General features: G+C 42.9%; 28 protein-coding genes. 25 read left to right on the top strand and 3 right to left on the bottom strand.

Annotation, left to right across the window (positions count from 1 at the left end):
* The first annotated feature begins 34 nt into the window (after positions 1–34).
* Positions 35–610 carry an ECF transporter S component gene (locus tag BN1002_RS12265; protein WP_048825295.1) on the top strand — a complete coding sequence of 192 codons (576 nt, stop codon included), beginning with the start codon at positions 35–37 and terminating at the stop codon, positions 608–610.
* Positions 611–747: 137 nt separating this feature from the next.
* Here BN1002_RS12265 and BN1002_RS12260 read toward each other — a convergent pair whose 3' ends face one another.
* Positions 748–996 (bottom strand): ferredoxin, encoded by a 249-nt coding sequence (locus tag BN1002_RS12260; RefSeq protein ID WP_042355233.1) that lies wholly within the window; start codon positions 994–996, stop codon positions 748–750.
* Between the two features lie 222 nt (positions 997–1,218).
* Between BN1002_RS12260 and BN1002_RS12255 the strand changes: the two genes are divergently transcribed.
* From BN1002_RS12255 to BN1002_RS12240, 4 genes are read left to right on the top strand one after another with little or no spacing between them, the layout of a single operon-like run.
* Positions 1,219–2,298: a YpbB family protein gene (locus tag BN1002_RS12255; protein ID WP_048827921.1), complete on the top strand. Its 1,080-nt coding sequence runs from the start codon at positions 1,219–1,221 to the stop codon at positions 2,296–2,298.
* Positions 2,298–3,800 carry a RecQ family ATP-dependent DNA helicase gene (locus BN1002_RS12250; protein WP_048825294.1) on the top strand — a complete coding sequence of 501 codons (1,503 nt, stop codon included), beginning with the start codon at positions 2,298–2,300 and terminating at the stop codon, positions 3,798–3,800. Before BN1002_RS12255 ends, BN1002_RS12250 begins: the two co-directional genes overlap by 1 nt.
* Entirely contained in the window at positions 3,790–4,383 is a 594-nt protein-coding gene (locus BN1002_RS12245; protein ID WP_048825293.1) for a CPBP family intramembrane glutamic endopeptidase, read from the top strand. Before BN1002_RS12250 ends, BN1002_RS12245 begins: the two co-directional genes overlap by 11 nt.
* Positions 4,376–5,122, top strand: a complete 747-nt coding sequence (locus BN1002_RS12240; protein WP_048825292.1) for a LysM peptidoglycan-binding domain-containing protein — start codon at positions 4,376–4,378, stop codon at positions 5,120–5,122. The genes BN1002_RS12245 and BN1002_RS12240 overlap by 8 nt, the downstream gene beginning before the upstream one ends.
* A gap of 20 nt (positions 5,123–5,142) precedes the next feature.
* Here BN1002_RS12240 and BN1002_RS23760 read toward each other — a convergent pair whose 3' ends face one another.
* On the bottom strand, positions 5,143–5,316 hold the full coding sequence (locus tag BN1002_RS23760) for a hypothetical protein (protein ID WP_156129717.1): 174 nt from the start codon (positions 5,314–5,316) through the stop codon (positions 5,143–5,145).
* 430 nt (positions 5,317–5,746) lie between these two features.
* Here BN1002_RS23760 and BN1002_RS12235 point away from each other — a divergent pair, with 430 nt between their 5' ends.
* The 16 genes from BN1002_RS12235 (at position 5,747) to rpsA (ending at position 19,324) form a co-directional block, all read left to right on the top strand.
* Complete coding sequence (locus BN1002_RS12235) at positions 5,747–6,205, top strand: YpbF family protein (protein ID WP_048825291.1); 459 nt, start codon at positions 5,747–5,749, stop codon at positions 6,203–6,205.
* A 130-nt stretch (positions 6,206–6,335) separates the two neighbouring features.
* Positions 6,336–6,971: a CBS domain-containing protein gene (locus BN1002_RS12230; RefSeq protein ID WP_048825290.1), complete on the top strand. Its 636-nt coding sequence runs from the start codon at positions 6,336–6,338 to the stop codon at positions 6,969–6,971.
* Between the two features lie 53 nt (positions 6,972–7,024).
* Positions 7,025–7,387: a hypothetical protein gene (locus BN1002_RS12225; protein ID WP_048825289.1), complete on the top strand. Its 363-nt coding sequence runs from the start codon at positions 7,025–7,027 to the stop codon at positions 7,385–7,387.
* 19 nt (positions 7,388–7,406) lie between these two features.
* On the top strand, positions 7,407–8,183 hold the full coding sequence (locus BN1002_RS12220) for a metallophosphoesterase (protein WP_048825288.1): 777 nt from the start codon (positions 7,407–7,409) through the stop codon (positions 8,181–8,183).
* Positions 8,184–8,227: 44 nt separating this feature from the next.
* Positions 8,228–9,127, top strand: a complete 900-nt coding sequence (locus BN1002_RS12215; RefSeq protein WP_048825287.1) for a MerR family transcriptional regulator — start codon at positions 8,228–8,230, stop codon at positions 9,125–9,127.
* A gap of 72 nt (positions 9,128–9,199) precedes the next feature.
* Positions 9,200–9,778, top strand: coding sequence for a genetic competence negative regulator (locus BN1002_RS12210; RefSeq protein ID WP_048825286.1), 579 nt, complete (start codon positions 9,200–9,202; stop codon positions 9,776–9,778).
* Positions 9,779–10,006: 228 nt separating this feature from the next.
* A complete protein-coding gene (locus BN1002_RS12205) occupies positions 10,007–11,281 on the top strand; it encodes a Glu/Leu/Phe/Val family dehydrogenase (RefSeq protein ID WP_048825285.1) in 1,275 nt (424 codons plus the stop codon).
* Positions 11,282–11,404: 123 nt separating this feature from the next.
* Positions 11,405–12,376, top strand: coding sequence for a YpdA family putative bacillithiol disulfide reductase (locus BN1002_RS12200; RefSeq protein ID WP_048825284.1), 972 nt, complete (start codon positions 11,405–11,407; stop codon positions 12,374–12,376).
* Positions 12,377–12,425: 49 nt separating this feature from the next.
* Complete coding sequence (locus tag BN1002_RS12195) at positions 12,426–13,382, top strand: asparaginase (protein ID WP_048825283.1); 957 nt, start codon at positions 12,426–12,428, stop codon at positions 13,380–13,382.
* Between the two features lie 99 nt (positions 13,383–13,481).
* Positions 13,482–14,171: a glutamic-type intramembrane protease PrsW gene (gene prsW, locus BN1002_RS12190; protein ID WP_048825282.1), complete on the top strand. Its 690-nt coding sequence runs from the start codon at positions 13,482–13,484 to the stop codon at positions 14,169–14,171.
* Positions 14,172–14,324: 153 nt separating this feature from the next.
* On the top strand, positions 14,325–14,996 hold the full coding sequence (gene sleB / locus BN1002_RS12185; RefSeq protein WP_442853417.1) for a spore cortex-lytic enzyme: 672 nt from the start codon (positions 14,325–14,327) through the stop codon (positions 14,994–14,996).
* A 12-nt stretch (positions 14,997–15,008) separates the two neighbouring features.
* Entirely contained in the window at positions 15,009–16,358 is a 1,350-nt protein-coding gene (gene ypeB, locus BN1002_RS12180; protein WP_048825281.1) for a germination protein YpeB, read from the top strand.
* Positions 16,359–16,426: 68 nt separating this feature from the next.
* On the top strand, positions 16,427–16,606 hold the full coding sequence (locus BN1002_RS12175) for a YpfB family protein (protein ID WP_048825280.1): 180 nt from the start codon (positions 16,427–16,429) through the stop codon (positions 16,604–16,606).
* 157 nt (positions 16,607–16,763) lie between these two features.
* Positions 16,764–17,441, top strand: coding sequence for a (d)CMP kinase (cmk, locus tag BN1002_RS12170; RefSeq protein ID WP_048825279.1), 678 nt, complete (start codon positions 16,764–16,766; stop codon positions 17,439–17,441).
* Positions 17,441–18,034, top strand: coding sequence for a lysophospholipid acyltransferase family protein (locus BN1002_RS12165; RefSeq protein ID WP_048825278.1), 594 nt, complete (start codon positions 17,441–17,443; stop codon positions 18,032–18,034). The genes cmk and BN1002_RS12165 overlap by 1 nt, the downstream gene beginning before the upstream one ends.
* A 147-nt stretch (positions 18,035–18,181) precedes the next feature.
* On the top strand, positions 18,182–19,324 hold the full coding sequence (gene rpsA / locus BN1002_RS12160; protein WP_048825277.1) for a 30S ribosomal protein S1: 1,143 nt from the start codon (positions 18,182–18,184) through the stop codon (positions 19,322–19,324).
* 44 nt (positions 19,325–19,368) lie between these two features.
* Here rpsA and BN1002_RS23310 read toward each other — a convergent pair whose 3' ends face one another.
* Complete coding sequence (locus tag BN1002_RS23310) at positions 19,369–19,515, bottom strand: YpzI family protein (protein WP_082036220.1); 147 nt, start codon at positions 19,513–19,515, stop codon at positions 19,369–19,371.
* A 107-nt stretch (positions 19,516–19,622) separates the two neighbouring features.
* Here BN1002_RS23310 and BN1002_RS12155 point away from each other — a divergent pair, with 107 nt between their 5' ends.
* From BN1002_RS12155 to BN1002_RS12140, 4 genes are all read left to right on the top strand, one after another.
* Positions 19,623–20,228, top strand: coding sequence for a YphA family membrane protein (locus BN1002_RS12155; RefSeq protein WP_048825276.1), 606 nt, complete (start codon positions 19,623–19,625; stop codon positions 20,226–20,228).
* 202 nt (positions 20,229–20,430) lie between these two features.
* The gene (gene der, locus BN1002_RS12150) at positions 20,431–21,741 is read left to right on the top strand and encodes a ribosome biogenesis GTPase Der (RefSeq protein ID WP_048825275.1); all 1,311 of its coding nucleotides are present in this window, start codon (positions 20,431–20,433) and stop codon (positions 21,739–21,741) included.
* 18 nt (positions 21,742–21,759) lie between these two features.
* A complete protein-coding gene (locus tag BN1002_RS12145; protein ID WP_048825274.1) occupies positions 21,760–22,797 on the top strand; it encodes an NAD(P)H-dependent glycerol-3-phosphate dehydrogenase in 1,038 nt (345 codons plus the stop codon).
* A gap of 243 nt (positions 22,798–23,040) precedes the next feature.
* Complete coding sequence (locus tag BN1002_RS12140) at positions 23,041–23,241, top strand: DUF2768 domain-containing protein (RefSeq protein WP_048825273.1); 201 nt, start codon at positions 23,041–23,043, stop codon at positions 23,239–23,241.
* Positions 23,242–23,244: the final 3 nt, after the last annotated feature.

The raw sequence follows: 23,244 nt of genomic DNA, 5'->3' as shown, positions 1-23,244 counted from the left end.
TCTTTGGTGATGGACACAAAAGGAGAGAGGAAGTATGAGGAAATTAAATTTAAAAACTATGGTGGTGATTGGGATGTTAAGCAGTATTTCGTATATCCTGATGCTGTTAAACTTTCCACTGCCTGTTTTTCCAAACTTTTTGCTAATTGATTTTAGCGACATCCCGGCATTGGTTGCAGCACTGGCCTTTGGGCCGCTGGCTGGAATTTTGGTAGAGCTATTTAAAAATCTGCTGGATTATTTTATGACCGGCAGCCAAACTGGGGTTCCTGTTGGCCATATCGCCAACTTTATCGCAGGCATTCTTTTTATTCTGCCAACCTATTATGTTTACAAAAGGATTAAAACAAAAAAGGGTTTATCTATTGCTCTTATCGCGGGGACGATTACGATGGCAGTTTTTATGAGTGTATTAAACTATTATATAATTCTTCCGGCATATACTCTGTTTTTAAACGCTCCCGCTATGGCTGATTCGGAGGCACGCAGGCTTGTTGTTACGGCAATCCTGCCATTTAATATACTGAAGGGGGTTGTTGTATCTATTCTGTTCGTACCGCTTTACATTCGAATGGGATATTGGATCAACCGCCACCAGGCATCTGTATAAGTATAAAAGAAAAACTAGCAGCGGCTTTGTCCGCTGCTTTTTGCTTTTTATTTGAGAACTCCCAACTCCTGTGCCGGCTTGAATGAATACAAATAAAATCCCCGGCGGCATGCCGGGGATTTATGTACATTAGGAAATTATTCAAACTTTGTAGGATTTCCATCGAATGGTTCGTCGGCTACTTTAATGGAATCAGTCGGACAGCCTTCAAAAGCATCCATCATATCATCAATCAGTACATCAGGGATTTCAACGATGCCCTCGTTGTCGTCAAGCGTTACAAAAGCAATGCCTTCATCGTCATAATCATAAATGTCTGGTGCTGCAGCGCCACATGCGCCACAGGCAATGCAAGTTTCTTTGTCTACAATCGTATACTTTGCCATGAAAAACCCTCCCGTTGGTTTAAACGATATTTTATCAATTGAAAATTTGAAAACGCCTACTGCATATCTATTGTAAAAAAGAAATGGAAACTTTTCAATAGATATTGCACTGATAATGCTTATCATCGCATTAGAGTTTCGATAATAATCATGAATTTCAGCCATTATCCGACATGCTTTCATGTTAAAATAAAGCTATTAGATTACGGATGGGTGATTTTTATGCAAAAAGTTACCGAAAAGTCCCCTTTACAGTATTTTGAGACGATGGTACTTTATTGTCTCGCCCGATTAAAAGGAGAGCGGACGATATATTCCATATTCCATTTATTTAAAGGGAAGAGGTCAGCTCAAACAATCCAGGATGCCCATCTTTATTCATTATCAGCGTTATTTCATAGTTTTGGCGCACTGGAAAGAAAAGATCTTGAGCGGGTTGTAAGCAAATTGCTTCACCAGAATCTGATCAGTGAGATGGATAGCCAGCGCTATTCGCTTACTAATGATGGGAATCGTTACCTTAGCTCATTGCTTAAACAGTCCCCTCTGCCCCCTCATCTAGATGGGCTAAAATACAACCAGCTTGGCAGGCGATTATGGGAAAGGCTTTCACTTCTTGTGCAGGTGTGTTCATATATTTCCAGAAATGATTCAAACTATATTCCCATCCAAAAAGGGCGGGATGCCCAGCAATGGATAAAATCCTTGTTCAAAAATATGAATCCACAGGACCGCGGGCTATTGCCGGCAAAACTGCTAAAAGAACTTAAATATGTTTTGGAGGAAGGAAGGGGAATAAGGCCTGACATACTCGTCCTCAGGCTATCCGGGTATAGGGCAGCGGGCTTGACAACCTCCCAGGCAGCACGTGAGCTCGAAATGGATGAATTTTATTGCCATCTTGAATTTTTGGGAGTTCTCCATTATTTATGTAAAATGCTTGCCGAGAAACCGGAAAACTACCCTTTATTAACCCTGTTAGCCGGTGATGCCGGTGAAGAGCTACCGCTGACTCAGTCTGCGAAGCAAACTTATAAATTCTTAAAAGAGGGATTAAGTATAGAATCGATTGCGGCTGTTAGAGGGTTGAAGTCCAGCACCGTAGAGGACCATATTGTTGAAATCACCTTGAATATTCCTGGTTTCCCCATTGAGCCCTTCGTCACGGCAGATGAAATTGAAAGAATTATTGAGCTATCTTCCGGTCTTGCCACTAGACAGCTCCGCGTCCTGAAAGAAAAGGCGGGGGGCATAACCTACTTTAAAATCCGACTTATTCTTGCAAAGTTTGGTGAACGCTAATGCTTGAAAAAATGCTTTATCAATATTTTGGCCATACCTCTTTCAGGACCGGCCAAAAGGAAACAATCCAGTCCGTTTTAGATGGCCGAAACACTCTTGCCATGCTTCCGACCGGGACAGGGAAGTCTGTATGTTTCCAATTGACAGGTTACTTGATGGAGGGGTGCGTTCTGATCATTTCTCCCTTGCTGTCCTTAATGCAGGACCAAGTTGAACAGATTTTGAAAAGGGGGGAGAAAAGGGTAGTGGCATTGAACTCCTTTTTATCTCCCCTTGAAAAAAGGCGGGTCCTTGCCAACCTGCAAATCTATAAGTTTATCTTTCTATCGCCAGAAATGCTTGGTGTCGATTTTGTGATTGAAAAGATTAAAAAGCTGAATATCTCCTTGCTGGCAATTGATGAAGCACATTGCATTTCCCAATGGGGGTACGATTTCAGGCCGGATTACTTAAGACTCGGCGCTTTTCGGGAGATGATTGGCGCCCCCCTTACCCTTGCTCTGACGGCGACAGCAACTCCTGATGTAAGGGAAGATATTATCAGGAAATTGCGTATTGGCAATGCAGCAAGGATTGTGGCCAGTGTAGACCGCCCGAACATTGCTTTCCATATCGAGAAGTGCAAGGACGAGAATGAGAAGAAACAAAGAACGATTGTACTGGCAAAAACATTGAAAAGGCCTGGGATTATATATTTTTCCAGCAAGAAATCCGCAGAGGAAGTGGCAGGCTTATTAAGAGGGAATGGCTTGGCACGGACGATGGCATATCATGGAGGCCTTGATCAAGAGCAGAGAATTTTAATCCAAGAGCAATTTTTAAATGGACAACTTGATATGATTTGTGCAACAAGTGCATTTGGCATGGGAGTAAACAAGGAAGATGTCCGATTTGTAATCCATTATCATATGCCCATGCAAATTGAGTCATACTTGCAGGAGGCTGGCAGGGCAGGCAGAGATGGACAGCCCTCCATCGCTATATTGCTCTATACGGAAGGAGATGAACAGCTTCAATCTTTCCTGGCTGAGGGAGAATTACCTTCAGTTAAGCAATTGGAAGCCTTCTTTTTACAGGCAGAGTGGCAGAACCTGGAGAACAAAATGAATGGAGAAGCGGTTGAAGGGATCTTTTCATTGATCGGGTTTACAGAAACTCAAAGCCGATGGATGACAGCCTTCCTGGAAGAAGAAGCTGGAATTCCTTTGAGTGAGACTGCTGTAAAAGCGAAAAAATATGTATCGGCAAGAACAACCGCTAAAATAGAAAATATTTATCAGATGAAAAAATGGGTGGATACTGACGGCTGTCTTCGGAATTATTTGTTGGATTATTTCGAAGAAAGTGTTCTCCCCGGACAGAGGCCTTATTGCTGTGATTTTTGCGGCCTTGATTTAGAGTTTTATGAAGGGGGCCAGACGGGGTTACCGGAAGCCAAAAAACCCATAGAATGGAAGGAAAGGCTGACGGAGCTTTTGACAGGTGAAGTATATGAAGAATAGGCACAAGGAATTAATAAGTCAATTAACTGATAAGGAATTGCTTTTCCATTTATACGCTACCCAATTGGCTCTTATTGGAATTTCTATTATCTTAAGCTTGCTTTTGCCAGGCGAAAATAATTTTCTTAATTTATTTGATTGGTCTGACAGCGCGGTATATACAATCGGGTTACCGGCAGGCTTGGCTGTTGTCGCACTGGATATGGTGATGATGCGAATGCTCCCGTTTTCCTATTTCGATGATGGCGGATTGAATGATAAAATATTTTCTGGCAGAAGCATCCCGCATATTGCCTTAATCGCAATGGTTGTTGCTATAAGTGAGGAAATCCTCTTCAGGGGAATTATTCAGGAAAAAACTGGCCTTATTATTGCAAGTATCATTTTTGCGGTGATTCATTACCGCTATCTGTTTAATTGGTTCTTGTTTTTAAATATTGTCGTTCTCAGTTTTTGTATCGGAGCAATATACAGCTGGACAGGTAACCTTGCTGTAACGGTTGTCATGCACTTTGTCATAGATTTTGCCTTAGGCATCATCTTGAAGTTAAAAAATGTAAAAGGTGGCTTGGAGAATGAATAAAGAAGAATCCTATCGGGAGCAGATAGAGAAGCACCGCCAGCGGATTGATAGAGTAAAACCCGCGGCAGCAAGGACATCAGAATTGCCTCCGAGGGCCAGAGTCCATCGCCATGCGAAAAAGAAAACGGCTGTAAAGCTAAAATATCCTGTTATCCGACTGCTTGTGCTGTTTTTTATCCTGCTGCCTCTTACCGTGTTTTCTATCATCTCGTATTGGGGCGAATCCAAAACAAAACCGATTAACGCAAATGGAGCCGCAAGTGGAGGTTATGATAATGTTGTCCTTGATGGCGGAAGAGGGGAAAACCCTGAAAGTTCACGGGATACTGAACATGCTGAAGAAACAAAGAATGAACAAGGGATAGATGAAGACAGTGGGCAGAAGGAGGAAGATGTTCCAGAAGAGCATGTTAAGCAGCCTGCTTTGCCGGCCGATGAAGAGATCAGCGAATCGGATGGGAAGGATGGAGTGCAGCAGGATAAGACGGCCGAAGAATCTGCTTCAACAGGTACGCCATCATCTTCAACTATCGGGGCCAAACCCCAAAGCAGTAAGAGTGAATCCAGCTCAAACAGTGAAAAAATGCTCTATCATACTGTAAAGCCGGGAGAAACATTATTCAGAATTGCTATGAATTATTATAAATCACAGGATGGAATCGAAATAATACGCAAGGCAAACGGAATAAAAGAAAATGAAATTAAAGTTGGCGAAACACTGAAAATTCCGATTAAATAGGTGGTAAATAAGGATATCCTTTAAAATAAGGATCTGTAATCCTTGATTGTTATTTCCACTCCGGGGACATGCTTTCCGCGGGGCGAAGCATCCACCTGAACCAACTTCATGAGAAACATCCATGAATTCGCTTCGTGCAGCTTTGCGACGAGCTGAAGGTTCGCTTCCCCGAATATTCTGTGGCGCAGGAGCATTCTTTATGGAGCCTCCACGGCGTCCTAGACGCCTGTTTGTCCAGCTGCAGCGCCTAGCCCCTCGAGGTCGCTTCGGTCCCGAATGTGAAGTCAAAGAACGACTTCCCCTTCTGGCCCTCCAGCGCTTGTCGGGGCTGCCCAAGGCACTTCCGCTTTTCGAGGGGTCTCCACGTGCCGCTGCATCCCGCAGGACAACTAGCTTCCTCGAATGGACTTCGCACGAAGGAAATGCGCTAGCATTTTCGAGGAGTCAGTCCCCTCCGTTCCAATCAACTTCATTGAAAATCAACACTCACTTTTAACTGAGCCTAAAATATAAAACTCAACCATATGCTTTCCTTTTTCATATTCATCGGGACAGGCCCATATAGATAGATTAGGCGGCCAATCTGCACATTTGCCGGCCAATCAGGATGATTGGAGGAAGAGCATGGAAGAGCCCATTAAACAGCTTGATGACCGAACTGACCTTGCAACGAAACAAATGCTTGATAATGTAGTCAAGCGAAAAAGAAAATTTGAAAAGGCGAAACTAAAGCACCATTTATCCATTGCCGCCACACTGATGATGACTGGCCTTTTTCTTTTTTATACTTACCAAACGATTGTCCTATCCTATTCGTATTCTTTTTATGCGATGTTTTCTGCTTTTGTTCAGAAAGGGGCAAATTTCTATTTTTTGATTGCGACATTCTCACTTTATGGCGCCATGATTATTTATAAAGAACAAAGAGATAAAAAGGAAAAAGAATTTCATGAGTTAAGATGTGAAATTGTTGACCGGAGTAAAGATCTTTGGAAAAAGGAAGAAGAATGGAAATCTAGGCATCTTGTTTTCGAAATGATGAAAAGGGAATATGATATCAATTTGTACCATGAAAAAAAGTAGAGGCAGTCCGGGATAACCCGGGCTGCTTTTATTTTTATAGTCGAGGAATCATCCAACCAAATAAAGGATTTACAATCTGCATGTTGAATATTTAGAGTGGGTTATGACATTTAATATGAGGTGATGAAAAATGTTTGTGAAAAGCATTATGATTCCTAAATTCAATACTCATACTGTACAGAGTGCAGACAAGGTAAAAATTGCCCTCGACCGCCTAGAAGAGCACCAAATTGATGGCCTTCCTGTCCTTGAAGGTGAGCAATATGCCGGCATTGTGACAAGGTACAGAATTTATGAGGAATTTTTTCTATCAGGCAAAACCAAGGAAGCTTTCCTTGAAGAAACCCTGATCGCAGATATTGCGACCCACCGGGATGTTTATCTCGAAGGAGGGGAGATGTTCGAAAATACGTTGATGAGTTTACGGAACTTTCCACTGTTAGCGGTAGTCGATAAAGAGAGGAAATTTCTGGGCGCCGTTACACGATTCGAAGTACTCAAACAGTTTGAAAGTGCGTTTGGAATGAATCGGCCCGGAGTGAGGATTGCTTTTACTTCTGTGGAAACTGAGGGAAGGATTGCCCGCCTTGCGGAGATCGCCCATCAGTTCCATGAACATATTATTTCTCTCGTTACATTTGATGAAACAGACAAACTTGTCAGGAGAATTGTCATGAAAGTTGAGAAAAAAGATAATATAGATAAGTTTATCCGAAAATTAGAAGAGCATGGTTTTCGCATCCTGAATATTTATGAAGATGAATAGGCAGTGAAAGATATTCTTCTCCCCTCATACACTTAGGGTATGGGGGGTTTTTGATGAAGCTGAACATATATTGTATGGTTATTTCTTATTTTTGCGGATACTTATTGATAGAATGGACGGTTATTGAAGGCTCAAATACCATTCAGGCCATGCTTCTGGAATTTATTTTCAATCCGGTAAAATTTCTGGCTTCCTCTGTCGCGGGCTTTACTGGCACAGTCATGAATGCACGGTTATTCAGGTGCTTCCTCGGGTTCGGCAAGGAACAGGGACAGGCGGATACCCTTGCAGCCAAAATCATAGCTGGCACTGGTATTCTCCTGATTTTTGCAGCCCTTTTTTCCTTTTCTCCGATCCATGCTGTTCTATACTTCGGATTAGGCCTTCTTTATGGTATTATTTCCATATACTTTTAATTGAAGGAGGGGCATACAGATGGGTATTTTGATTCTGGCGGCAATAGCTGCTGCAGGGATGTCGCTCCTAATGTACATGTCTTATTTGGCTTTTGAGGAAAACATTAAGGAACAGGAATTAGGTTTCAGCGATTTTCCGAAATCGCTTGGATCTATAAAAATATTCTTTATTTCAGACATTCACAAACGGCAACTTTCGGGAAAGTTCATTTCAAGTGTTAAGGGGAAAGCCGATATAGTCATTATTGGCGGAGATTTGAGAGAAAAAGGCGTTCCGATTGAAAGAGTAAAAGAAAATATAGAAATGCTTAAAATCCTTGGCCCGGTTTATTTTGTGTGGGGGAATAACGACTATGAAGGAGAATACAGGGACCTCGATGCCCTTCTCTTGGATTTGAATGTTAAAATTCTCGACAATACTGCAACAGCATTCGAATCGGCCGAAGGGGAGAAGCTGATCATTGCAGGGGTAGATGATGTAGGACTTGAGAGAGACAGGCTAGATTTAGCATTAAGCGATGCAGAACCCGGCTGGTTTACAATCCTAGTGAGCCACAATCCAGCCATTATAGAAAAGGTGTCCCCAGTGGACAAGATAGCCCTCATATTAAGCGGACATACGCACGGCGGCCAAATAAGGATTTTTGGCTTTGGACCGTATAAAAAGGGAGGGATTGAAACGAGGGGAGGCACCGTTATTTTGACTAGTAACGGATTTGGAACAACTGCAATCCCCCTCAGGCTTGGCGCCCGGGCGGAAAGCCATCTATTAACCATTCGCCATTCGGGGAAGTAATCTTGGCAAAAAATGATTGATGTTATTGGAGGTAATGATTCTTCGTGAAGCGAGGAAAAGGAAAATACAATATAAAAGCTGCCTCTTCCATCCTGGGAATTAAACCAGGTACCTTAAGGGCATGGGAAAAACGGTATAATATTATTTCGCCGCATCGAAATGAATCAGGACACCGCTTATATTCCGAAGAGCAAATTTTTCTGTTGCAAAATGTACTTGAGAAAGTTGAAAAAGGATTTACAATTAGTCAGGCAGCTGCCCAGATTGAGGTTTCCCGTGGGCAGAAGGATACTAATGGCGCCGTCCTTACCCAGGCGGACCATTATATTCAGGAAATAATAGATGCATGTAACGTTTTTGATGAGGAAAGTGCCAATATTGCAATGGACACTTGTTTTAAACTATTTTCAATTGAGGCAGTATTGGAACATATCCTGATACCGGCCATCAAAGAATTGAATAAGCTTAAAGATATGCAAAAAATGGACTCCGCGAGTTATTGTTTCGGGATGGCTTTTTTTCGCGCAAGGTTGGGCATCGTCTCCCAGTGCGCGAGGAAAAGTTCAATTCAGCCAAAAGCAATGGCAGTTTCTTTAGAGCAGGGCAATGAACTGGAGTTTTTGTGCTTCTTCTGTTTTTTGAAATTAAAGGGATATGATGCCGTTTACTTGGCAGGGAGAATTGGAAAGGAAGATTTAGAAGAGGCTGTCAGAAAGTTCGAGCCTCATTTTCTGTTTTTGTCTTTTGCAGGCGAAAAAAACATGGAGGATTGTTTGTCTTTATCTAAACATTACGGATCCTTATTCCCGCAGCTTAAAATTGGGATTTCAGGCATTCCTGCAGACCTGCAGGAGAAGACTGGTTCTGAATGGCACAGTGAAATGTCCATTGGGGATGATCCCGATGAATGGGAGAAATGGCTGGCAAAAAAAGAACGCCCTTAGTGAATGATTCACCAACCTTGCGCCGCGACATAAACTATAAACAAGAGTAAAGTCTTGGCAGGGGGCGGGAGCATGAGGTTGGAACGTATTACGGGAAATAAAATAAAGATTTTTATAACCTCTGACGACCTTTTTGAAAGGGGATTGTCCAAGGAGGATATTATAAAGGATTCTCTAAAATGGCGGCAGCTTTTTCAGGATATGCTTGAAGAAGCCAGCGAAGAGCTTGAAGTTGAAATACATGGCTCAGTTGCTGTTGAAGTATTTTCGCTCCAGGCCCAAGGAATGATTATGATTATTACTGTCAATGCAGTTTCGGATGAAGAAGAACATCTTTACGATGGTTTTATAGAAATGCAGGTTACGGTTGAAGGATATGAAAAGCTATTATTTGAGTTTGATACCTTTGAAGATATCATCCAGCTGGCGAAAAGACTTGCACCAGTAGCGGCATCTGGCGGAAGCCTTTATTATATGAACGGCCTTTATTATCTTATTTTTGAAGAGCAAATTGATAAGCCTGAAAGGAACGCGGCCATCATGGCTGAATTCGGTCATGCTTCCATACTTAGTCCGTATGTACTTGAAGAGTATGGGAATCTTATTATCAAAAACAAGGCAGTTGAAACCATTCTCCATCATTTTCAATAGCGGGTGCCCCATGAAGGGCCCGCTTTTTGCTTTGCCAGAAAAATGAACCTTTTTCAATAGGGATAAACCCGAAGGAGACGCAGGCCACGGCCTCTGGGAACGCTTACAAAAAAATCGCCAAAATAGACAGAATTGCCATTTTTTATCCTTGCATTAATTAACCAAAAGTGTATACTATGTCATGAAAGCCAAGGACTTTAGAGCAGTGATATCTTAGGAGGTTTATAAATGGCAGCGGGGAAAGGTAATGAAAGTACAAATCTTGAAAAACATGATGTTCTAAAATCTACGCAAACGGTTATTCATAAAGCGTTGGAAAAATTGGGATACCCCGAAGAAGTGTTTGAGCTACTGAAAGAACCAATCCGGATGATGGTTGTAAAAATCCCAGTTCGGATGGATGATGGTTCTACGAAAATATTTACTGGGTATAGAGCCCAGCATAATGATGCAGTAGGCCCGACAAAAGGGGGAATCCGATTCCATCCAAATGTAACGGAGAAGGAAGTTAAAGCCCTTTCCATATGGATGAGCCTGAAATGCGGGATTGTCGACCTTCCTTACGGGGGAGCTAAAGGCGGAATCATCTGTGATCCCCGCGTTATGTCGTTCAGAGAGCTTGAAAGGCTGAGCCGAGGCTATGTACGCGCAATTAGCCAGATTGTTGGCCCGACAAAGGATATTCCTGCTCCTGATGTATTTACAAATTCGCAAATTATGGCCTGGATGATGGACGAGTACAGTAAAATTGACGAATTCAACTCTCCGGGATTTATTACCGGTAAACCGCTTGTGCTTGGCGGATCGCACGGCCGTGAATCAGCCACCGCGAAGGGTGTGACCATCTGCATCCGCGAGGCGGCCAAGAAAAAGGGCATAGAACTTGTCGGAGCAAGGGTAGTGGTCCAGGGATTCGGAAATGCTGGCAGTTATCTTTCAAAATTCATGCATGATGCTGGCGCAAAAGTAATCGGCATTTCGGATGCCTACGGTGCTTTGTATGACCCGGACGGATTGGATATCGATTATCTGCTTGACCGCCGCGACAGTTTCGGAACCGTCACAAAGCTGTTTAATGATACAATTACCAATAAAGAACTGCTGGAGCTTGATTGTGATATACTCGTTCCTGCTGCGATTGAAAATCAAATCACCGAAGAGAATGCGCATAATATCCGCGCCTCGATTGTTGTGGAAGCAGCCAATGGCCCTACGACTCTAGAAGCGACACAGATCCTTACCGAAAGGGGAATCCTGCTTGTTCCCGATGTACTAGCATCTGCAGGAGGCGTCACTGTTTCCTATTTTGAATGGGTGCAGAATAATCAGGGTTACTATTGGACTGAGGAAGAAGTCGAAGAGAAGCTTGAAAAAGTAATGGTAAAATCCTTTAATAATATATACGATACTGCGCAAAACAGGCGGGTGGACATGCGGCTTTCCGCCTATATGGTGGGAGTCAGAAAAATGGCGGAAGCCAGCCGTTTCCGTGGCTGGATTTAATTCTCCCTGCCGCCTTGACTCCAGGGCGCCCGTCATCGTTGAAACTTCCAAAGAAATCTCCTATCATTAAATGATGGGAGATTTTTTATCGATGAGGCAGTTAAGTGAATTGGAGTGAGCATTTTGAAAAGAGAAGAAGTCATTATTATAGGCGCGGGCCCATGTGGACTTGCCGCAGCCATTGCCTTAAAAGAGACTGGAAAAAAACCTCTAGTCATTGAAAAAGGGAATATTGTCAATTCCATATATAACTATCCAACCCACCAGACTTTCTTCAGTACAAGTGAAAAGCTGGAAATCGGCGAGGTTCCTTTTGTGACAGAAAACTACAAACCGGTCAGGCTACAGGCGCTTGTTTATTATCGGGAAGTAGTCAAACGAAAACAGGTAAGAATCAACTCTTTCGAAGAAGTGTTGAGCATCACGAAGGATGGAAGTTCTTATTTGGTTGAAACAAGCAAATCGGTTTATGGTGCACCTTATGTTGTAATCGCGACCGGATATTATGATAATCCGAATTTCATGGGAGTACCTGGGGAAGAACTTGAAAAGGTCCACCATTATTTTAAGGAAGCCCATCCGTATTTCGATAAGGATGTTTGTGTGATAGGTGGAAAAAATTCGAGTGTGGATGCCGCTATTGAACTTCATAAAGCGGGAGCGAGGGTAACGGTTTTATACCGCGGAAGCTCTTATTCCCAAAGTATTAAACCTTGGATCCTTCCTGAATTTGATTCCCTCGTCAGAAATGGCGCCATTCAGCTGGAATTTGAAGCTAATGTAGTAGAAATTACCGCGGATACCCTTGTTTACAAGAAAGGAAATGAAGAGACGGCCATTAAAAACGATTTCGTTTTTGCCATGACGGGTTATCGGCCTGACCACGAATTTTTAAAAAAGGCTGGCGTTAAAATTGATGAGGAATCTGGACGGCCGCTATTCAATCCCGAAACGATGGAGACGAATATGCCTGGCATTTTTATCGCGGGGGTCATTGCAGCTGGCAATAACGCCAATGAGATTTTTATCGAAAATGGCAGATTCCATGGCGGACTGGTTGCCAAAACGATTTCTGAAAGAGGCGGAAACTTCTAGAAAGAATGTTACTGTTGCTGTGCAAATAATATTATAACGGGTGATTTGAATGAAAAAAGTAGTTTTGTTGACAACAGGAGGCACTATTGCGAGCAAACCTAACAAAGATTCGGGTAAACTCGCGTCTGGAGAACTGACCGGAGAAGAACTCGCTGGCATGTGCAACCTCCCGGACGATATTGAAGTGATTGTTGAATCTGTTTTTCAAAAAGCGAGCATGCATATTACTTTCAACGATTTGGTCTTTTTGAAAAATAGGATTGAAGATTATTTCGAGGATGAATCTATATCCGGGGCAGTCATCACCCACGGGACGGATTCCCTTGAAGAAACGGCTTATTTTCTCGATTTGACTGTCAATGATGACCGGCCCGTCGTTGTAACAGGCTCCCAACGCTCCCCTGAGGATCTTGGAAGCGATGTTTATATCAATTTGCGCCATGCCATTTATAGCGCATGCTCGCCTGATTTAAAAGGAACAGGTACTGTTGTTGTTTTCAATGAGCGGATTTTTGCAGCCAAGTATGTGAAAAAGGAACACGCCTCAAATATTCAGGGTTTTAACTCTTTTGGATTTGGCTACTTGGGCATTATCGACAATGATGAAGTGTATATCTACCAAAAGCCAATTAAAAGGGTAGTTTATACTCTTAACGAGGAGATTCCAAAAATCGAATTAATTAAATGTTATATAGGCGCGGACGGAACGTTTATAAAGGCAGCGAGGGAAAACGGAGCTAAAGGGATTGTTCTTGAAGGGGTTGGCAGGGGGCAAGTGGCGCCGTTAATGATGGACGAAATCGAAAAGGCAATTGCTGACGGGATTACTATAGTCATTACAACGAGTGCCGAGGAAGGGGCAGTTTATCCAACCTATGACTATAAAGGAAGCGCATACGATCTTGTGATGAAAGGTGCCGTCCTTGGCAGTGACAATGATCCGAAAAAGGCCAGAATTAAACTTGCGGTCGCACTGGCCAGCGGTATGGGGAAGGTTGAATTTTAATTTCTTTATAATTCCATTTAAATTATCACAAAGCCGTGATACGATAAAAGGAATAGGAAAACAAGGATATTCCCACTTTTCATGAAATGAGGGCAGTGCATGCTGGGGATTTTTTCTGCCGGGATTGCACCCGGCCTCGCTTTGTTAAGTTACTTTTATTTAAAGGATGAAGTTGAATCCGAGCCAATTCCAGTGGTATTCAGGACTTTTTTGTATGGTGCTCTGCTGGTTTTTCCGATAATGTTTCTGCAGCATGTCATGGAAACAGAACAATTATTTGTTTCCGGCTGGATGGATGCTTTTTTCTCATCAGGCCTGCTAGAAGAGTTCTTTAAATGGTTCATTTTGTTTTATGCTGTTTATCAGCATGTCGCATTCGATGAACCCTTCGATGGAATTGTATACGGCGCTGCCGTATCCCTTGGTTTCGCATCTGCTGAAAATATCTTCTATCTTGTCGGAAATGGATTGGGACACGCGATTGGAAGGGCGCTCCTGCCTGTGCCTAGCCACGCCCTTTTCGGAGTCATCATGGGTTACTATTTAGGGAAAAGCAAGTTCAGCGCTTCCGGCGGGAAAAAGTGGATCGCGCTGTCCCTCCTTGTTCCTGTGATCCTTCACGGCAGTTATGATTATATACTCCTTACGCAAGAGCACTGGCTATATTTCATTATGCCATTTATGATTTTTCTATGGTGGTTCGGATTAAGAAAAGTAAAGATGGCTCGTGCTTTAAGCGCGGCTCATCTAAAAAACCAATACCAGCGGCAAAAACCTCTTCAAACATAGTGAAGGGGTTTTTTATTTGTATAAAAAAGCCGGTTTCACAAAAAATAGCTTTAATGGAAAAAAGAATTGGATTTGGAGGTACTACCCATGTTTGTAATACAGAGGGACGCCGCAGTAAAAATCTTATCAATCGTTTTATTCTTCAATATTTTAATGGGGTCGGGAGGAAAGGCTGAGGCATTCAGCAATCAGGTCATCCAGTATGGTGCGGTTGGCGAAGATGTTATAGAGCTTCAGTCCAGATTAAAATATATAGGTTTTTACAGTAAAAAAATTGATGGAGTTTTTGGATGGAGCACTTACTGGGCGCTAAGGAATTTTCAATATGAGTTCGGACTGCCCATTGATGGCCTGGCCGGCAGCACGACAAAAGCAAAACTTGTGAAGGCTACCAAATATAATAAAAGCGCTGCGGCGCCAGGGAAAAAGCCGGCGGCAAAGCCTCAAGCATCAAATGTCCCGAATGGGTTTTCGCAAAATGATATTAAACTGATGGCTAATGCTGTTTATGGCGAAGCGAGGGGCGAGCCCTATATGGGACAGGTTGCGGTGGCTGCCGTTATTTTAAACAGGTTTGAGAGCTCGACTTTCCCAAATACAATTTCAGGCGTCATTTTTGAGCCGCTTGCCTTTACCGCTGTTGCCGACGGCCAAATCTGGCTCACTCCAAATGATACAGCAAGGAAAGCTGTGTTGGACGCGATCAATGGCTGGGACCCGACAGGAAATGCCCTCTATTACTTTAATCCTGCAACGGCAACGAGTAAATGGATCTGGTCTAGGCCACAAATCAAACGAATTGGCAAACACATATTTTGTAAATAAGCGGGTGGAATAATGATTAGGAACGTAATAATAGTTGTTCTCATTCTGGGGGTTGCCGGAACGGCTTTCTGGGGCTACCAGGAGCATGAGGAAAAAAACGCGGTTTTATTGAATGCCGAAAATAACTATCAACAGGCTTTCCATGATTTGACATACCAAATGGATTTACTGCATGACAAGCTTGGGGCTACGCTGGCAATGAATTCACGCAAATCCTTATCACCATCACTTGCGGATGCATGGAGAATCACATCGGATGCCAGACAGGATGTAGGGAGGCTGCCTCTGACAATCCTTCCTTTTAACAAAACAGAGGAATTTCTCTCCAATGTTGGAGACTTTAGCTACAGGACCGCGGTCAGAGATCTGGAAAAACAGCCGTTGAGCGAAAAGGAATATGCAGCCTTGGAGAACCTTTACAAACAGGCTGCTGATATGCAAAAGGATTTACGGCAGGTGCAATCTATGGCGCTTAAGAATAACTTGCGCTGGATGGATGTTGAATTGGCATTGGCATCCGGCAAAGAGAATGCCGATAATACAATCATCGATGGATTTAAAACAGTTGAAAAAACCGCCTCGGGGTATGGAAAAACTGATTTTGGACCTGGTTTCACAGATTTGAAGGAACCTGATCAACGGATCAACAGGCTTCCCGGCAATAAGATAACAAGAAAAGAAGCTGCCAATACGGCAAAAAAATATATTGGTTTTGATGGGACCGCAGAAGTGAAAGTAACTGAAAATGGAAGAGGTTCAGATTATGGGTTTTACTCGGTGTCACTTTCAAACAGGGAGACCGGCGCTGAAGCGAGCATGGATATTACGAAAAAAGGAGGATATCCTATTTGGTTTTTGAATAATAGGCCGATTAAAGGGCAACGGCTTTCCTTAAACGACGCAAGCAAGCAGGCCTTAAAATTCCTTAAGGAAAATGGATATAGATCGATGGAGCTTTTCGAAAGCGCTCAATATGACAACGTGGGAATATTTACATTCGTTACGAAATTGGACAATGTTAGGATTTATCCTGAATCAATCAAGTTGAAGGTCGCTCTTGATAATGGCTTACCAGTTGGTGTTTCAGCTGATGATTATTTAAAAAATTATAAGAAAAGGCAGCTAGCAAAACCAGCTTTGAGTATTGAAAAAGCTAAAGCGAAGATCAATCCAAAGGTTAAAATCATGGAGGCCAGGGAAGCTATAATCGTAAATAATTCAAGGGAAGAGGTTCATTGTTTTGAATTCTTGGGGACATTGGGAGACGATTCCTACCGAATATTCATAAATGCTAATAGCGGGGAGGAGGAGAAAGTGGATAAGCTGAAGGATGCGGAGGAAATGTTCGAGGAGGCACTTTAATTATGGAAATCATATGGATGTAAATTTCCCAACCTGGCAAAACTGGATAACTGAAGGAGTTGTTCATTATGAAAAATTTTGAACGAATCATATTGAAAATCGCGGTTATCCAATTCCTTTTCTTATTACTAGCTCAGATTTTCATACATCGACTCGATTATTTTCCGGAATTAAAAACAATCAGCAAGTACGAAGGAATTGAAAACAAAAGCTACAAAGAGATTCTGGAAACCTTCCAGGGGAAGTAAGGGCAGGAACCATCCTGTCCTCTTTGCTTTTTTCTAAAAATAGTTAAATAAATATTGCAGGAGCAATTTTTCAAACTATGGTAAAATGGTTAATTGAAGGCAAAAAGAATACATACTAGTTTGCCTGGAATCTATCGGCCATGTAACAGGAGGAATTATGGAGAAGAAAATCTCAATCGCAATCGATGGCCCTGCGGCTGCAGGGAAAAGCACAGTAGCGAAAATAGTCGCGGAAAAGCTATCCTATATTTATATCGACACAGGTGCTATGTACAGGGCGCTTACATATAAAGCACTGCAAAAAGCCGCGGACCTTGAAAAGGAAAAGGAACTGATGGATATTCTTGTTACGACCTCCATCGAGCTTTTTCCTTCGGAAAGAGGACAATTGGTTTTTCTGGACGGCAAGGACGTCACAGAAATTATTCGAACAGCAGATGTGACCAATTCGGTTTCAATTGTAGCTAAACATAGGCATGTCAGGGAAGAAATGGTCAAAAGGCAGCAGCAGGCCGCAGAAGGCGGCGGGGTTGTCATGGATGGCCGGGATATTGGGACCCATGTTCTCCCTAATGCAGAAGTTAAGGTTTTTCTTCTGGCCAGTGTGGAAGAAAGAGCGGCCAGGAGACATGCCGAAAACATAGAAAAAGGATATGTTTCCGATTTCGAAACACTAAAAAAAGAAATTGCCGCGCGTGACAAACTTGACTCAGAAAGGGAAGTAGCACCATTGACAAAAGCTGAAGGTGCGGCAGTCATTGATACAACCTCCCTTACAATCGAAGAAGTTGTCGATCGCATTATGGCACTTGTAGAAGAAAGAGTGGGACTGTAATGACTTTTTATTCATTTGCTAGATTCGTCGCGAATGCAGCTATAAAGCCGGTCTACCGGTATGAGGTACATGGGTTGGAAAACTTCCCTAAAGACGGGGGAGTCCTTTTATGTTCAAACCATATTAATAACCTGGATCCCCCCGTTGTAGGCATCACCGCGCCAAGGCCGGTCCATTTTATGGCGAAAGAAGAATTGTTTAAGGTGCCAGTTCTTAAAAATATTGTCAGGGCCTGCAATGCATTTCCAGTTAAGCGTGGAATGAGTGATCGGGAAGCGCTGAGGAAAGGGCTCGGTGTATTAAAAGCGGGACAGGTTTTAGGCTTGTTTCCAGAGGGAACTAGAAGCAAGACAGGGGAACTTGGACAGGGCCTTGCAGGCGCGGGTTTTTTTGCTCTTAGGTCGGACGCCCATGTTGTTCCTTGTGCGATTATCGGTCCATATAAGGCTTTTGGTAAATTGACTGTTATTTATGGCAAGCCGATTGATATGGATAAGCTGCGGAAAGAGAAAGCTTCTGCCGAAGTAGTGACAGAATTGATCATGGCGGAAATAGGCAAACTGATTAAGAATCATAAAGGGGTTTCCGCTTGACAAAAATGTCCTTTTGTAAGAAGTTATTAAAAAGGATATTTTTTTGAATATTCTAGGAATCGCAGCCAATATGATGGGCGCCGCATGCCGTGCATGTGCCGCATCTATATATTTTAAAGGGCAGCCAATGGTTAAGGAGGAGTACATATGTCGGAAGATATGAATCAGATTGAAGTTGGGAATTTTGAAGTTGGAGACAGGGTGACAGGACAAGTGACCAAAGTAGAGGAAAAGCAGGTTCTTGTCGATATCCAAAACAGTAAACTCGATGGAATCATCCCAATTAGCGAATTGTCGAGCATCCATATCGAAAAAGCTTCAGATGCGGTTTCTGAAGGTGACAGCCTTGAGCTAGAGGTGCTTAAAGTTGAGGATGAGGCCTTGATTCTTTCCAAGCGCAAAGTCGACGCCGAAAAAGCATGGGACGAGCTTGATCAGAAGTTCCAGAGCGGGGAAGTCTTCAATGCGGAAGTGAAAGATGTTGTAAAGGGCGGCCTTGTTGTCGACCTTGGCGTCCGTGGTTTTGTACCCGCGTCACTTGTAGAAGCCTATTTCGTCGAGGACTTTTCCGACTACAAAGGAAAAGAACTCTCTTTTAAAATCGTTGAATTGGATAAGGAGAAGAACAGGCTGATCCTTTCCCATAGAGCAGTTGTCGAAGAAGAAAAAGGCAAGAAGAAACAGGATCTGCTTGATACCATCCAGGCTGGCCAGGTAATCGAGGGGACAGTACAACGGATTACAGACTTCGGCGCCTTTGTTGATATCGGTGGAATTGACGGCCTTGTCCATATTTCCCAACTTTCCCATGAGCATGTGGAAAAGCCTGGTGATGTAGTGGAAGAAGGCCAAAAAGTCAATGTGAAAGTACTGAATGTCGACCGTGATAACGAAAGGATTTCCCTTTCAATCAAGGAAACCCTTCCAGGACCGTGGGCGAATATCGCAGAAAAAGCGCCAAAAGGCAGTGTCCTTACAGGTACTGTCCGCAGACTGGTTTCTTATGGCGCATTTGTAGAAGTATTCCCAGGGGTCGAAGGGCTTGTGCACATTTCCCAAATTGCCCATAAGCATATTGGGACCCCACACGAAGTCCTGAAAGAAGGCCAGGAAGTCGAAGTGAAAGTGCTGGATGTAAATGAAAATGAGCAGCGTTTATCGCTGAGCATCAAGGATTTGCTGGAAAGAGATGCTGAGGAAAATATTGATTATGAGCTTCCGGAAGAATCAAAAGGATTCCAACTCGGTGAGCTGCTTGGCGATAAACTAAAAGACCTCAGAAACAAATAATGTTTTAAAGGCTTCCCCCTTAATGGAGGAAGCCTTTTTTCTTTTTAATCGGACTTCCGACCGCCATTCAGTATTCTAGCCTCTTCAGGGGTCTGGAGGCCAGTAGCGCCGGGGTAGTGAAGGGATTGGTCACGATCCGACTGGACTCTTCCGCTTTCCCGCAATTTTTTTTCTTGCCTGTCTCTGCCCATTCCTATTCACCTCCATAAATTAAGCGTTCCACATATTTTTCCGTTTCATCCTGGTATGAAAATACATGATGGTTACCCATAATGGTAAAGATAGGAGGAGACAAGGAATGGAAGGATTAATATTTTTTTTAAGCGCCTGGCTGTGCTGGGTTTATTTGACTTTTTTTGCAGGCAAAGATATGTCTTACAGCAAAGGGATGGCTGCCGTAGTATTAATCTCAATTATTGTGTCTCCTTTGCACGGTGAATTCGAGGGGATGAAAATCTATGGGGGAAGCGTTTGCTTCTTTCTATATTCCCTGTGGTTTTTGTGGAAAGCCAAATTGAAAAAAACTGTATATATTTATCTGTCAGCAATGGTCATTTCAGCTGTTTATAGTTCTATAAGATTTTTTGAACTTTTTGACCCAGTCATCTTTGTTATGAACAAGCTATTGTTTGTCTCTGTCATAACTGCATTTATTGCGATTATTCTTCAAAATTCAGTTAAATGGAGGCTGATTTTGATTTCAATAGGAACTTTCCAGGGAGAGCTCCTGATTTCACTTGTTCTAAGGGAGAACTTTTTCCTTGATATTGGCGGATATGCCTATTTGGATACTTTGGCGCTGTCTGCGGGAATAATAGTGTTCTGGAGCTTCCTCGAGCATATGAGATCATGGCTGAATACGTCAATGACCGCTTTTGAAAAGAATAAGAAATCTTCGCCATGAAGGAAAAAGTTGTTTTTATGTATCCAAAAAGAAACTCAAAAAGCTTTTCATTGCGCGGAGTGAATAAGATTGATACTATAATTAAGTTAAGCCCTTCCACCGAAAGAAGGGTTTATTTAGTAGGCGGCTGAATAGAGCCAGCCTTTGCAACAAATGGTTATCGTTAACAATTTATTATTATGAGATAGTAAGGGTGAGCAAAATGGCAAAACCAACAGTCGCTATCGTCGGCCGTCCGAACGTTGGCAAATCAACGATTTTTAATAGAATTGCCGGAGAAAGAATATCAATCGTCGAAGATATTCCCGGTGTCACAAGGGACCGGATTTACAGTTCAGCAGAATGGCTGACACATGATTTCAATATCATCGATACAGGCGGAATAGATATTGGCGATGAACCTTTTCTTGAACAAATTAGGCAGCAGGCTGAAATTGCAATCGATGAAGCGGATGTCATTATTTTTCTTGTGAACGGAAGAGAGGGAGTTACGGCCGCGGATGAGGAAGTGGCGAAAATCCTCTATAAGACAAAAAAGCCCGTTGTCCTAGCTGTAAATAAAATCGATAACCCCGAGATGAGGGCGGATATTTACGATTTCTATGCACTAGGCTTTGGAGAGCCCTTCCCGATCTCAGGTGCGCACGGGTTGGGGCTTGGAGATTTGCTTGATGAGGCAGCCAAGTATTTTCCTAAAATCGAATCAGATGAATATCCGGAAGATGTTATTAAATTTTCATTGATTGGCCGACCGAATGTCGGAAAATCATCTCTCGTAAATGCTCTTTTAGGTGAAGAACGAGTCATCGTCAGTGATATTGCAGGAACAACCAGGGATGCAATTGATTCCCTTTATGAATATGACGGACAGGAATACGTCATCATAGATACCGCTGGCATGAGGAAAAAGGGCAAGGTTTATGAAAGCACCGAAAAATACAGCGTGCTCCGCGCTTTAAGGGCGATTGAAAGATCGGATGTTGTCCTTGTGGTTTTAAATGGTGAAGAAGGTATTTTGGAGCAGGATAAAAAAATCGCTGGATACGCCCATGAGGCAGGCAGAGGTATTGTTATTGTCGTGAACAAATGGGATGCAGTAGAAAAAGACGAAAAAACCATGAAGGCAATGGAACAGAAAATAAGGGAGCATTTTCAGTTTCTTGACTATGCCCCAATCGTTTTCCTTTCCGCGAAAACAAAGAAAAGGGTCGATACGCTGCTGCCGGCCATTAATATGGCTAGTGAAAACCATGCGATGCGGGTACAGACAAATATCCTGAACGAGATAATCATGGATGCAGTTGCAATGAATCCTACCCCTACAGATAAAGGGCGGAGGCTAAGGATTTATTATGCGACCCAAGTGGCTGTAAAGCCTCCTTCATTTGTTGTTTTTGTCAATGATCCTGAACTGATGCACTTTTCGTACGAACGATTTTTGGAAAACAGGATCAGGGATGCATTCGGTTTTGAAGGCACACCGATCAGGATTTTTTCCAGAGAGAGAAAATAAGAGGAGGGCGTGATTTGAATGGGAAAAGAAAAAACTGTCGTACTTGGGGCCGGGAGCTGGGGAACCGCGCTCGCGCTTGTTCTTGCCGATAACGGAAGCCAAGTTTCATTGTGGAGCCACAACCCGGAACAGGTAGAGGAAATAAATGAATCACGCACCAATAAAAAGTATTTACCTGGCATAGAAATCCCTGGACTTATTACCGCCACTTCTTCCTTAGTAGAAGCTCTAGAGGGAACCGATACAGTGATCCTTGCCGTTCCTACGAAAGCTATCAGGGAAGTAACAGCAAAAACCGGAGAGACTGCGCAAGGGCCACTTACCATTGTGCATGTTAGCAAAGGGATTGAGCCTGATTCCCATCTGAGGATTTCCGAAATGATTAAAGAGGAAATGCCTTCCGAAAAATTAAAAGCGGTTGTTGTCCTTTCAGGACCGAGCCATGCTGAAGAGGTAAGCTTGAGGCATCCGACCACAGTCGCGGTTTCTTCGGAAAATGAGAAGGAAGCGGAAAGAATCCAGGATTTATTTATCAATCAGAATTTCAGGGTATATACAAATCCTGATGTTGTGGGAGTGGAAATAGGCGGGGCACTGAAAAATATTATTGCTCTTGCTGCAGGGATAACCGATGGCCTCGGTTTTGGTGATAATGCAAAGGCAGCACTCATGACAAGAGGTTTGGCGGAAATCTCAAGGCTTGGCACTAAAATGGGGGCCAATCCGCTTACTTTTGCCGGGCTTGCCGGCGTTGGGGATTTAATCGTTACGTGCACAAGTGTCCATTCCAGAAACTGGCGCGCCGGAAACATGCTTGGAAAAGGACAGACTCTGGACGAAGTGCTTGAAAATATGGGCATGGTCGTAGAAGGAGTCAGGACAACCAAGGCCGCCCACCAGCTTGCTAATAAATATGGTGTGGAAATGCCCATAACTGAAACCTTGTACAAAGTCCTTTTTGAAGACCTGCCTGCAAAAGAAGGGGCAGAAATTCTGATGGCACGGGATAGAACTCATGAAATGGAAGACTTGACAAATATTCTGAACGGGAATTGACCGTTTTTTGTGTGAAATTCTGAATGCAAGTAGGCGATTGGCGATGCAATTATGAATTTGCCTGCATACAATGCAACGAATCATTTTGCAAGTGAATCGTTGTATGGGTATGTTTAGTCTTATGGATGAGCAGGGGCTTCCTGCTCTTTTTTATTATTTTAATATTGTTATGGTTGATATAGTTCTATTCCATCTCTTTGGCCGGCTGTGATATAATTACTTTCTGAAGAGGGGGAGATTGATTTGTCACCGGCATTAATGAAAATGTGGGTATCATTAGCGGCGATGGGTTTTATGTTCATATCCATCATCAGCATTTATTTCAGCCGCTATAAGCTGAAAGGCGTTTTCCGGATTATTACGGCTTTTTTTGCTTATGCTTTGATGATCCTCGCGGGCATTATTATTTTTATCGTTGTTATGAGCGGACCGACTTCAGACTAGAAA

Source organism: Bacillus sp. B-jedd (assembly GCF_000821085.1).
Classification (GTDB): Bacteria; Bacillota; Bacilli; order Bacillales; family Cytobacillaceae; genus Bacillus_D.
Note: the sequence above shows the minus strand (reverse complement) of the source record. Positions and strands in the feature narration are given on the sequence as shown.